This is a genomic window from bacterium (Candidatus Blackallbacteria) CG13_big_fil_rev_8_21_14_2_50_49_14 (assembly GCA_002783405.1).
Lineage (GTDB): Bacteria > Cyanobacteriota > Sericytochromatia > UBA7694 > UBA7694.
Genome location: PFGG01000011.1, coordinates 171,705 through 182,677, shown reverse-complemented (window position 1 = coordinate 182,677; position 10,973 = coordinate 171,705). Strand labels below are relative to the sequence as shown.

The following is a 10,973-nucleotide window of genomic DNA, read 5'->3' as shown; positions in this document are numbered from 1 at the left end:
GGAGTGCTGTCAGAAAGAGTAAGATAGAGCAGAATCTGCTGGATAGAGAAGAAAATATGCCAATTGAAATATCTTTTGATAATACTGAAATTGCCTTTGCCAGTCGCAGCGATTTAGATTTGCGTCGGGCATATCTCCTGTTTCGTACCCTGGGCAACAGAAACCTGGTTGAATGCGGAAAATATTTAACGCAAATTGGTTTTGCCCTGCATTTGCCCTTAAGCCCCGCCATCAAAGCGACTCTGTTTCGCCAGTTTGTGGGGGGAGAGACGATTGAAGAATGTCGTCAGACGATTGAGCGTTTGGCAGACTATGGAATCGGCACGATTCTTGATTATTCTGCCGAAGGCAAGTCCAGTGAGAACAGTTTTGAACAGACCACACAAGAACTCTTGAAAATCATCGCACGGGCCAAGGGGGATCCCCATATCCCTTTTGCAGTTTTTAAGGTGACGGGTCTGGCCCGTTATGAATTGCTCGAAAAAGCCAGTCAATGGGGTGGGCTCAGTGCCTCTGAAAAAGAGGAACTCGAACGGGTAGAGCATCGGATTGAACGCATTTGTCGGGCTGCTGCAGATGCTGAAACCCCTGTTTTTTTGGATGCAGAAGAAACCTGGATTCAACCAGCAATTGATCGTTTTGCCCTGGAAATGATGCGTAAATTCAATCGGGAAAAAGCCTGGGTTTGGAATACCCTGCAAATTTACCGCTGGGATCGCCTGAGCTATCTCAAGGAATTGCATGCCCAAGCCCAAAAAGAAGGCTTTTATTTGGGGCTCAAACTGGTGCGGGGGGCCTATATGGAAAAAGAACGTGCGCGGGCCTTGAGCAAAGGCTATCCGGATCCCATTCAACCCGATAAGGCCAGTACGGATCGGGATTTTAATGCTGCGGTCAGTTATTGTCTTGAAAATCTTGACCGAATTTCGCTCTGTGCCGGTAGCCACAACGAAAACAGCAATTACCACCTCGTGCAATGGATGCAGAAATATGCTTTGCCTGAAAATCATGCCCAAATCTGGTTTGCCCAACTTTTGGGCATGAGTGACCATTTGAGCTTTAATTTGGCCCAGGCAGGTTATAACGTGGTCAAATATGTCCCCTATGCGCCCGTAAAGGATATCGTGCCCTATCTGATTCGCCGTGCCGAAGAAAATACATCTGTCGCAGGCCAGGTGGGCCGGGAATTAGATTTGATCACCCGCGAAATCAAACGGCGGCGCGAACAATTTGCTGCTGCAAGAGATTAAACAAAACTAACCCAATTTTAAATTTAGCTTGAGCTTCTTAAGGTCAGGAAAGACCTGCGGGTGGGTATATATGTATTATCAGAGAGAGATATTGTGAAAGAGAGAATCAATTCAAATGGGTAATTTTCAAGTTTCTGGCCAAAATGTACAAGTCACTGTTGAAACCCGTGTCACTGCGACCCGCCCTGAACCTCAGCCCCTTCCCGCTCCTATTCCTGAGAGCAACCCCCTCGATCAAGCGGATGCGCTTGAACTGAGTAGAACTTCAACCCCGATTGAAATTGCAAAGAAATTAGGTGGCGGTGCCCTTTTAGGCGGTGGCATTACCGCAGTCGTTCAGTCAGCTGTAACCTCTATGGTGATGGATCGCGGCATGGCTCCTACTGTACCAGGCACTGCGCTGGGTGTCGCCTTGGGCGCTGGAATCGGTTTGATCAATATCGAAACCGGTGATAAGAATCTGAATGCTGTTAAAAATACTGTCGGTGGCGCCTTAATGGGCGGTTCGATTCTCGGCATGGCGGCCTCTGTTGTCGGCACCATGGCCACAGATCGCCTGATGTCAGTTTCCCCGATAGCCATGGGGGTTGGTGCCGCAATTGGCGCAGGTATTGGCTTGCTCAACTCTCAAGAGTAAGCTTCTCTTTTCTATTTAAGTTTTAACTTTCTTTTTGTGTCTCTCTCATGGGCGGTTTGAATACCGCCTCTTTTTATTTTTTGCCCTGAACTTTTGTTCTGAAGCTATAGCAGGCTTTATGATCAGGCTTAACTAAGATAAGAAAGATAATTGGGGCATGAAAACTTATATTTCTTTGTTTGTGTCATTGCTGACTTTTTGTGCGCTGGTTTTGCCGGCCCAGGCCGAATCAGACACCTGGGAAAAATACCCCCGTTTAGAGGCCAGTTTAGAGTATGGTTTTTTAGGGGTGATGAGCCATACCATTCAATTCAGTCAAAACAATACCAACTTTGATTATGTGAAAGAAGGAGGACAGGATACCCTTTTTCCGCTTCCGCGTATGAGTCTGGATCTTCAGCTCGATCCGCATCAGACTTTGGTGTTTATGTATCAGCCTTTAACGCTGAGTTCTCAGGCTGTTTTATCTCGCGATATCCGCCAGGACAATCAGACCTTTCTGCGTGGAACGCCCATGCGTTTTCTCTATGATTTTCCCTTCTTTCGGGGTTCCTACCTCTACGATTTTAATACCGATGTTTTTGAAGAATTGGCTGTGGGGGTTTCACTTCAGCTTCGCGATGCGGTGATTGAGTTTGAATCCTTGGATGGTAAACAATTGGTTTCAAAGACCAATATTGGCCCTGTGCCGATTCTCAAATTCCGTTCCCGCCATCGCATCAATGAAATCTGGTGGTGGGGCAGCGAGATCGACGGCTTTTATGCGCCGGTCAGCTATCTCAATGGCAGCACCAATGAGGTGATTGGGGCTATTTTAGACGCCAATCTGCGCGTAGGGGCCAACTTGAGTGATACCTATTACCCCTATTTAAATCTGCGCTATTTGGGTGGCGGATCGGTTGGTACCTCTGAAGAAAAGGGCTTTTCGGGGGATGGTTATTCAAACAATTGGTTGCATTTTCTGATTGTTTCAGTGGGGATCACTGCCCATTTGTTTTAGTCCGCTGTGTGCATTTGGCTCTCTAATAATTCAACAAGAGAGCCAAGTGTCGCCAAATGTTCACCTGTCATTAACTGGCTGCCCAGTTCGATCTGAAAGGTATGGTTCAAGGCCAGAATCAATTGCACCAAATCAAAGGAATCCAGGGCCAAATCTTCTTTGAGTCGGGTGCTTGAATCCAGTTGTGTTTCTGGTGCAGCCCACCCTTCTTTTTTAAAAAGCGCTATCAATGTGTTCATGACCAGGGGGTTTTGGGCCATTGTGAAAGTTCCTTTCGTCTCAGTTTTCCGGTTGTAGTGAGCGGCAGATGTGTGACGCTGTAAAATAAACTGGGAATTTGATGGGGTTCAAGGTGCAATCTACAGAATTTTTTGAGAGCATGCAAGTTAGTACTTGGCCCTTCATTTTGAGCCTGAAGCAAGGCAATTAAGCGTGTGCCGAGGATGGGGTCGGGTTCTCCATATACCGCGACATGCAGGATTCCCGGCGCTTGTAAGAGAATTCTTTCGACCTGCAGGGGGGCGACTTTTTCGCCAGCACAGAGCAGGGTATCGTCACAGCGCCCTTCGATAAACAAGCGTCCCTGTGCATCCAGTGAGGCTTTGTCTCCGCTGCGGAGCCAACCCGCCTGAAGGGTTGCTTGGGTTAGTTCTGGGGCTTCCAGATACCCTTGCATCAGGGAGGGGCTGCGCACGCAAAGCTCTTCATTTTCGATCCGCAGTTCTACCCCTTTTAAGGCAAATCCGGCACTGCCAGAATGAAAATCCGGAGCTTTGCTGGAAATGGCGCTGACACGGGGGCCTGCTTCGGTCAGCCCATAACCGATCCAAATTTCAGCTTGCGGAAAGAGTCTTTGCAGGGCGGGGATTTCTTCAGGATGTAAAGCAGCCCCCGCAATCGAAAGATGTTGGAGCGATTCCAAGGGGGGAGGTGAGCCTTGCAGCATCAAACGCAGCGTGGTAGGGACTGCTGCGAAGGTTGCTATTTGATGGGCCTGTAGTTTTTTGAGCAGATCACCGGGCCAGAGCTGGCGTTCGAGTAATATCAAAGGGCTAGCTGAAATCAAGGCCGGGAGCATTTGGGTCACCAAGCCAAAAGCATGGTGCAGGGGGAGATGAATTCCCATATTCCCAGGCGATGCTAAGGCCTGTTCCTGCATGACGGTGAGGGCATTCCAAAACAAAGCCTGGGCTTGAAAACCTGCTGCTTTGAGTTCTCCGCCTGAACCTGAAGTAAGCAAAGCCAGACACAGGCTTTGGGGATCAAGGGGGCTTAAATTCCCTTGGCCTTCAGGAAAAAGTGGTGGGGCTTTTTGAGCCTGAAATCGTTTTGTCAGAATAGTGACCTGTTCTTCAGGTAGGCCGCAGGGATAAGGAATGGCGAGCATTCCTGCAGCCAGTAAGGCCAGCAGATCAGAAAGATAATGAAGATCATGCCTGGCTTGGAGCAGAAAACGCTGGCCGATTGAAAATTCGCTTTGAAGCCCCAAGGCTTTGGCCTTGACCTGGGCTCCAAATTCAAGATACGTTTGCTTGTTTTGGGCATCTTCAAGCGTCAGATCAGATTTTCGGCTCAAGAAGCTTTCTAAAAGACTTTGAAAATCATGCATTTTCAGAATTGCCAGATCAAACCGCCCCAGGTGAGTCCCCCGCCGACCGTATTGAGTGCGACCCTATGACCTGGTTGAATGGCTTTGCTCTCAAGGGCTTCTTGTAAAGCGATTAAGACGGCTGCGCCTGCGACGCTGGCATGGCGGTGCAGATTGTGAAATTGTTTTTCAGGGGGAATGCCTAAAAGTTCTGCGACTTTGCTGGTCAATTGCCGATTTACCTGATGGGGAATATACAGGTCAAGATCGTTGACTTGCAGTTTTGCTTCTGCCAAGGCCCCCTGCATTGCGGCCAAATATCGGGCGGGAACAGCTTCTTTTAAACTGCTGGTATCCCCATGGTAGGCATAAAGATTTTGAGCAATGGCCTCAGGGGTAGGTGGGAGCAGACCAGGGGTATTGACCAGTACCCCCAATTCACCATCGGCCCCTAAATATCCACCCAAAAGCCCGGTCTCTTCTGTGGATTTTTCAATCCAGAATGCGACTGCTCCATCTCCTACGCCCATGACTGTTTCAGGAATCTGGGGGTTGGCATATTTTGAGGGGGTCTCAGCAGCAACCAACAATACCGGCCCCAACCCTGCCTGGGCGTAGAGTGAGGCTGTTACGAGGGCATATAATCCCGTGCTGCAACCCGCTTTTATATCCAGGGCCGGGCATTTGATACCTGTGGCTGCCCCCACAGCACAAGCCGATGAAGAGGTTATTTTATGCGGGGTCGTTGAGGCAAAGAGCAGCAGGCCTGGTTGCTGCTCTTTGAGGGCTTGGTTCTCCATCAGTTTGAGAACTGCTTGGGTGCCCAGATCGACTGAATTTTCTTCGCTGTGATTTGCTGGGGTTCCCACCAGATGCGTCCATTGACGGTTTTTTAAACCGATCACCTGTTCGGGATAATCGGGGTGCATGTCCCGTGTGGCGAGAATATTTGCATAGTTGGGCCCCAGCAGATGGGCAAATACATCGTGGTTTGTTAAATTAGATATTTCTTTTGCTTGAACTTGGAGTGGTTTGGGCCAGGCGCTCGCAGCAAAACTGATTCGCACACCACGAACTGGGCCAAAGGATTTGCCGCCGGGAGGAGATTGCATCGTGTACACCCCTGTTTTTTTCTTCAGTATACCTTTGCGGGAGAGCCTGAAAAAGACAGGCTTGTATTTTAATGTTAAATAATTTAGTATCAAACTATACCTGTGGAGAAAGGAATTCTCATGAAAAAGATTTTACATCGCGCCGATAGCAGAGGGGTCGCCGAACATGGTTGGCTTCATTCCTACCATACCTTTAGTTTCGCTGGTTATTACCATCCAGAACGTATGCATTTTGGTGCTTTGCGCGTTCTCAACGATGATCGAGTTCAGGGGGGCAAAGGATTTGGGCAACATCCTCATCAGAATATGGAAATCATCTCAATTCCGCTTTCTGGTGCCTTGGCGCATCGTGACAATATGGGGAACGTGCAGGTGATTCACGAACAGGATGTTCAGATTATGTCGGCGGGCACAGGTGTTTTTCATTCCGAATACAATGATCATGCGGATCAGGAAGTAAATTTTTTACAAATTTGGATCTTACCTGAAAAACTAAATATAAGGCCTCGCTATGAACAAAGAACATTCTCTGTTAAGGAGCGCTTGAACGTTTGGCAGACAGTGGTTTCTCCCCAGAGGGGCGAAGGTGTTTGGATCAACCAGCAAGCCTGGTTTTGCTTGGCAGATTTGGAGCAGGATCACCGACTTCCCTATACCCCACATGCCACGGGACAGGGCCTGTACCTTTTTGTACTGGAGGGCGAAGTCTCAGTGGCTGGAGAAACGCTTTCGGCACGTGACGGGTTGGGGGTATGGGAATTAAATGAGCTGACGCTCAATGCCCTTTCAGATGCCAAAGTTTTGATGATTGAAGTGCCCATGCAATTTGAAACCCCCTAAATACCCAGGCTCTTTCAGGCATGAAAAGCTCTTCTTTTCATGCCTTCAGGTTATTCTGTTTTGAGCTTAAATTCCCGGAACGTGGCTCAAGGCTTCAAGCTTTTCGAATCTCTCAGGGCTGATTTGGGTATTTTCCTGTGCTGAAGCTTCATCACTGTAAATTTGTATGCCCCGATCTAAGCAATTGATTGAGAATTCTTCAAGTGCTTCAACGATATCATGGTCAATGAATTTGCAACGGGAAGTATCGAGAATGACCTGACTGTTATTGGGTAAAGATTCAAGAAAATCAATCACAAAGGCTTTGTTGAGAAAGGTCAGATTCTCAGCAAAGAGCAAACGAATTCGATTTTGATTTTTTTCAACTTTGAGTACAGGAATTCTGTAGTGGTTATAGAGAATAAACAGGCTGGAAACGGCAAGTCCGATCAGAACCCCCAAAAGAAGATCGGTCAGTACAATCATGACCAAGGTGATCATAAAAGGAATAAACTGATCTTTTCCGTGCTGGTAGGTATGAATAAAGGTTTTGGGGCTGGCCAGTTTAAAGCCTGTCACGATCAGTACGGCGGATAAGGTGCTGAGCGGAATCAAATTGATCAGATCTGCAGCTAAAAATAAAGCGATCAAGAGCCACACCCCATGTAAAATAGCTGACCATTTACTTTTAGACCCAGCTACCAAATTGACTGAGCTGCGAACAATCACAGAGGTCACGGGCAAGCCCCCAAGTATACCACTGAGTATATTGCCTGCGCCTTGTGCCATCAACTCTCGATTTACAGGCGTGCGGCGTTTATGTGGATCCAGTTTATCAACAGCTTCAATTGAGAGCAGACTTTCGATCGAGGCTACAAAGGCAATCGTAAACGCTGCATTATAGACCTTGGGATTTTGTAAAGCCGACCAAAGTGGAAAGCTGGTCTGTTGAATAAAGTCATTCAGTGAATTCATTTCTGGAAGTTGCACCAGGTGATTGGCTTGGATGGCACCATTTGGGAAGATCTTTTGAACAATCAAGGCCAGGAGGGTGCCCAGAATAACAGCCAAGAGAGAGCTGGGCACTGTTTTAATCTTTTTGCCAAGGGTTTTATCCCACAGAAGAATGACCCCCAGCGAAGCCAATCCAATCAGAAAAATTTCCCAGTGAATATTTTGAAGGGCGTCCCAAATCATCGTAAAGGTATTGAAATGACCTTCGGCATGCCCGACTGCTTTGTTGACCTCTTGGGTCACCCCTTCTAAATCAGGAGTTTGGAGTTGAAAATGCTCTACTCCTTCTGCCTCCTTGTCGTAACCCATCAGGTGAGGCAGTTGTTTAAGAATCAGTATGACGCCGATGGCTGCCAACATACCTTTGATCACGGCAGAGGGAATATAGTTCCCCAGTGCTCCCGCTTTGAGCAATCCAAGTACGATTTGTATACAACCAGCTAAAACAATGGCGACCAAGAGCGCTTCAAAATGCTGGAGTTCCATGGCTGCGGCTGCAACAATGGCCGTAAGCCCAGCGGCTGGGCCGCTGACACTGAGCGGTGATTTGCTCAATGCTCCAATGACCAAACCGCCCACAATGCCTGCAATTAAACCTGACAAAAGCGGTGCTTTGGAGGCATGGGCAATGCCCAGACACAGGGGGATAGCAACAAGAAAGACCGCTAGAGAAGCTGGCAGGTCTTCCTTGAGAGAGAGGCTTTTAAATTCACGAATGAAATGTTTAATATTCATGGAGTAGATACTATTCTTCTGAGAAAATTTACTGAGAAATTTTACGGTTAATATATTAAAATATATTAACATAAAGCCATGGTATTTTGAAGATTCATATATTAAAATTAAATAATATATGAATCAAAGGGGTTTTTGATACACATCTATGAAGAGAAACTATAAAGAAAAGCAAGTTCATATTCTTGTGGGCTGTGCCGATGCACGCGATCTCAGTCGTATCTATATTCAAGCTTTGATTGAAACCATTAAAGAATATGAAGCAAAGGGCATTCAGATTGAATTTCATAAAATCCGTACTCCGGGATCTTTTGTGACGCCCGATGTGATTACCGATCTCAAGGATATTTTTGAGCAGCACCAGCGTCTTTCAGAAGATGGGATTCCCCATTCCTATTTTGTGCATGTACAGGCGCACGGTGAGTTGGTGGGAGAATGCAGTGAAGATTTTGCCTGTCTGACCCATGAAGTAGCGATAAAGGAGGGATCTTCTCTCAATTGTGGCATGTTGGGAGCCACCAAAGTTGCACTGGAATTAGAAAAACTTCTGCTCGAACAGGAGCCTAGATTTGCTTTGCCAGGCCAAGGTCATATCACCTTGCGCCATGAGCAGGATATTCGTGTGCTTTTACGGGAAGTCTATGCTTTTAATGGTTATTTTGCTGGCGACTGGGTGCGCAGTATTGATGACTTAAGAACCCATCCCCGTACCCAAAGAGCAGCCCTCGAACATGCCGCCCGACATGATGCGACGCTTAAAAATTTGAATATTCAAATTACTGCCAATATTAAAGATTACCAACAGCATGCTTTGATACGTGTCGATGGGGGAGAGCCAGAAGTACCTTTCTGGCATGATTTTCATCTGCGCTTAAGAGAAAAAGCAAAACGCGAATCTTTAACCGGTGATTTGGCCATGGCCCAAGCTTCTACGCAAAAACCGTTGGCGGGTTTGATTTGCACCTCTCCCTATCTTTCGTCACGCTTATTGGCCAAGCAGTATTATCTTGAATACAAAGGTTTGAAACCCAATCAGACGATCTCCAATACGATTTTTAAATTACGTGGCAATTCATTTGATATGCCGATGATTCCCTTTGGTCCCTATACGATTGCGGGATATTTTTATGGTGTGAAGTTTTTGGGCCTGACAGATCAACTTGTGATGGGGAATGATCAGGAGCAAACGCAACGGATTATCCAAAAAATAAAACGGGATCCGATTATGTCCTTTATTACTGAGCATTTTGGCGTTGAACTGATTTCAATCAGTCACCGCGAACTGGAACAAAGAGAAAAATCTTTGCTTCAGTTTGCTGACTATGAGCTGATGTTACTTGAGCATGAGCGTCTCTATGCAGCTTAAAATGCAAGTGAGATTGCTGGCTCAAACGATTTTATCTGGGGGATTAGAATTTCAGCATGGATGTGAATCCAATTCTGAAGTTATCCACCCAGGCATCACTTGATTGGACTTGGGGTTGCAGGCTGGCTGAATAAGTGCTGGCGTACAATGCGCGCCCCCAGTCAGCTTCGAGTGAAAACTGCAGTTGTTTTGTGGGATGAAGCGTGATGCGGGGCATGATATGAAATGAATGGGCTTGGTTGGGATCGCGGGCAAAGAACTTGTCTGCTTCGGCCTGGGTGCCCAAGGTACCTAAATTTGAGGTGTACCCCCCATACAGACCCAACTGAATTAAATCGTTGAGATAATAATCAAGATCGAGCCAAGTGGCGACTGTTGCCAGGTTTACATAGCTGTTTTGTTTGGTAAGGGCATAGCCTCCGACCATTTGGTGATCAGCCATATCCGTTCCCATCACCGCTTTGGCTTGTAATGTGAATTTATCAAACGGTTTAAGCTTTGCAAAAATTTGTCCCGCACCAGAATAAAGATTTTCGGCCCCTGCTGCTGGACGAATTGCTTTGCCATGAATGCCAGCCCCAATTTGTCCTTGACCGAAGTGATAGGCTGCGTTTAAGGTTGCTGCAGGGAGGCCTGAACGCTCTTGTAAGGCATTTCCATCGGTTTCAGAAAAGGCATCCCTTTGCATTGATAGGGCGCCGGTCAATTGAAAGGCTTGCCAGGGATTGTATTTGACTTGAATCATGGGGTTTCTGGAAAAGGGTTGAACCGGACGCCCGGCCCCCACCGCTATGATGCCAGGAAAAACATCGATATTGGTAAGCGGATCCCAATACTGGCCAAGTAAAAGTTCGGCACTGTCCCATTTCATTTTCATATAGGCATGGCGCAGGCGCAAATTGCTGATCGTGCTGTTTAAATGACCAAAAAAATCTGCTTCAACCAATCCTGAAACTTTGGCTCCCCAGACCTCTGGCGAGTTTATTTTAATGGCTCCCCGTGTGAAAATCGAAAGAAAATTAAGCATGGGATCACTGTTTTCATCTTTGCCAGAACTGTTGGTTTTGACGGCTGCAGGATAGAGGTTGATTAAGCCTTCGCGACCGCCCACCGTTTGACGTGTATCGTAAAACGCGTCAAAGCGAACAAAACCACTTGTTTCAATTCCCCAGGCATTGTTTAAACTTTCAGATTGATGGATGGGTAGATTTTGAGGGTTGCTCATGGCTGGTAAGTCGGCATTCAAAGCCGGTGCTTGAAATGAAAATCCATCCAAAGATAAAAATGTGCGATCGATGCCGGGAGGGGTAGAATTTTCATCCGGGCGAGAGAGTTCTGCATGGGCCGGGTATGAAAGGCATTGATACAAGAGGGGCATAAGCAGCAATGAAAGTGTTTTGAATGTGATGGGGTGTCTTTTGCGCTTTATTTGCTTTGGAATTTTCATGGATA

At 46.9% G+C, this 10,973-nt stretch carries 10 protein-coding genes; 5 read left to right on the top strand and 5 right to left on the bottom strand.

What is annotated here, in order from left to right; genetic code table 11:
• Positions 1-56: 56 nt before the first annotated feature.
• The 3 genes from COW20_02950 (at position 57) to COW20_02940 (ending at position 2,887) form a co-directional block, all read left to right on the top strand.
• Positions 57-1,250, top strand: a complete 1,194-nt coding sequence (locus tag COW20_02950; protein ID PIW50509.1) for a proline dehydrogenase — start codon at positions 57-59, stop codon at positions 1,248-1,250.
• Between the two features lie 115 nt (positions 1,251-1,365).
• Complete coding sequence (locus COW20_02945; GenBank protein PIW50475.1) at positions 1,366-1,887, top strand: hypothetical protein; 522 nt, start codon at positions 1,366-1,368, stop codon at positions 1,885-1,887.
• 157 nt (positions 1,888-2,044) lie between these two features.
• Entirely contained in the window at positions 2,045-2,887 is an 843-nt protein-coding gene (locus COW20_02940) for a hypothetical protein (protein ID PIW50474.1), read from the top strand.
• On the opposite strand, the gene COW20_02935 is transcribed toward COW20_02940, so the two are convergent.
• The 3 genes from COW20_02935 to COW20_02925 are packed head-to-tail and all read right to left on the bottom strand — an operon-like array spanning position 2,884 to position 5,587.
• Positions 2,884-3,147 (bottom strand): hypothetical protein, encoded by a 264-nt coding sequence (locus COW20_02935; GenBank protein PIW50473.1) that lies wholly within the window; start codon positions 3,145-3,147, stop codon positions 2,884-2,886. The genes COW20_02940 and COW20_02935 overlap by 4 nt on opposite strands.
• Positions 3,123-4,496, bottom strand: coding sequence for a hypothetical protein (locus tag COW20_02930; GenBank protein ID PIW50472.1), 1,374 nt, complete (start codon positions 4,494-4,496; stop codon positions 3,123-3,125). The genes COW20_02935 and COW20_02930 overlap by 25 nt, the downstream gene beginning before the upstream one ends.
• Before the next feature lie 2 nt (positions 4,497-4,498).
• Complete coding sequence (locus tag COW20_02925) at positions 4,499-5,587, bottom strand: hypothetical protein (protein ID PIW50471.1); 1,089 nt, start codon at positions 5,585-5,587, stop codon at positions 4,499-4,501.
• A 120-nt stretch (positions 5,588-5,707) separates the two neighbouring features.
• Here COW20_02925 and COW20_02920 point away from each other — a divergent pair, with 120 nt between their 5' ends.
• On the top strand, positions 5,708-6,427 hold the full coding sequence (locus COW20_02920) for a hypothetical protein (GenBank protein ID PIW50470.1): 720 nt from the start codon (positions 5,708-5,710) through the stop codon (positions 6,425-6,427).
• Positions 6,428-6,493: 66 nt separating this feature from the next.
• On the opposite strand, the gene COW20_02915 is transcribed toward COW20_02920, so the two are convergent.
• Complete coding sequence (locus tag COW20_02915; protein PIW50469.1) at positions 6,494-8,227, bottom strand: hypothetical protein; 1,734 nt, start codon at positions 8,225-8,227, stop codon at positions 6,494-6,496.
• Between the two features lie 76 nt (positions 8,228-8,303).
• Here COW20_02915 and COW20_02910 point away from each other — a divergent pair, with 76 nt between their 5' ends.
• On the top strand, positions 8,304-9,521 hold the full coding sequence (locus COW20_02910) for a hypothetical protein (protein ID PIW50468.1): 1,218 nt from the start codon (positions 8,304-8,306) through the stop codon (positions 9,519-9,521).
• 43 nt (positions 9,522-9,564) lie between these two features.
• On the opposite strand, the gene COW20_02905 is transcribed toward COW20_02910, so the two are convergent.
• Positions 9,565-10,968 (bottom strand): hypothetical protein, encoded by a 1,404-nt coding sequence (locus tag COW20_02905; protein PIW50467.1) that lies wholly within the window; start codon positions 10,966-10,968, stop codon positions 9,565-9,567.
• Positions 10,969-10,973 lie beyond the last annotated feature (5 nt).

Excerpts from the sequence above, each read along its gene's own strand:
- COW20_02950 (PIW50509.1), top strand. The coding sequence starts at position 57 with ATGCCAATTGAAATATCTTTTGATAATACTGAAATTGCCTTTGCCAGT.
- COW20_02945 (PIW50475.1), top strand. The coding sequence starts at position 1,366 with ATGGGTAATTTTCAAGTTTCTGGCCAAAATGTACAAGTCACTGTTGAA.
- COW20_02940 (PIW50474.1), top strand. The coding sequence starts at position 2,045 with ATGAAAACTTATATTTCTTTGTTTGTGTCATTGCTGACTTTTTGTGCG.
- COW20_02935 (PIW50473.1), bottom strand. The coding sequence starts at position 3,147 with ATGGCCCAAAACCCCCTGGTCATGAACACATTGATAGCGCTTTTTAAA.
- COW20_02930 (PIW50472.1), bottom strand. The coding sequence starts at position 4,496 with ATGCATGATTTTCAAAGTCTTTTAGAAAGCTTCTTGAGCCGAAAATCT.
- COW20_02925 (PIW50471.1), bottom strand. The coding sequence starts at position 5,587 with ATGCAATCTCCTCCCGGCGGCAAATCCTTTGGCCCAGTTCGTGGTGTG.
- COW20_02920 (PIW50470.1), top strand. The coding sequence starts at position 5,708 with ATGAAAAAGATTTTACATCGCGCCGATAGCAGAGGGGTCGCCGAACAT.
- COW20_02915 (PIW50469.1), bottom strand. The coding sequence starts at position 8,227 with ATGTTAATATATTTTAATATATTAACCGTAAAATTTCTCAGTAAATTT.
- COW20_02910 (PIW50468.1), top strand. The coding sequence starts at position 8,304 with ATGAAGAGAAACTATAAAGAAAAGCAAGTTCATATTCTTGTGGGCTGT.
- COW20_02905 (PIW50467.1), bottom strand. The coding sequence starts at position 10,968 with ATGAAAATTCCAAAGCAAATAAAGCGCAAAAGACACCCCATCACATTC.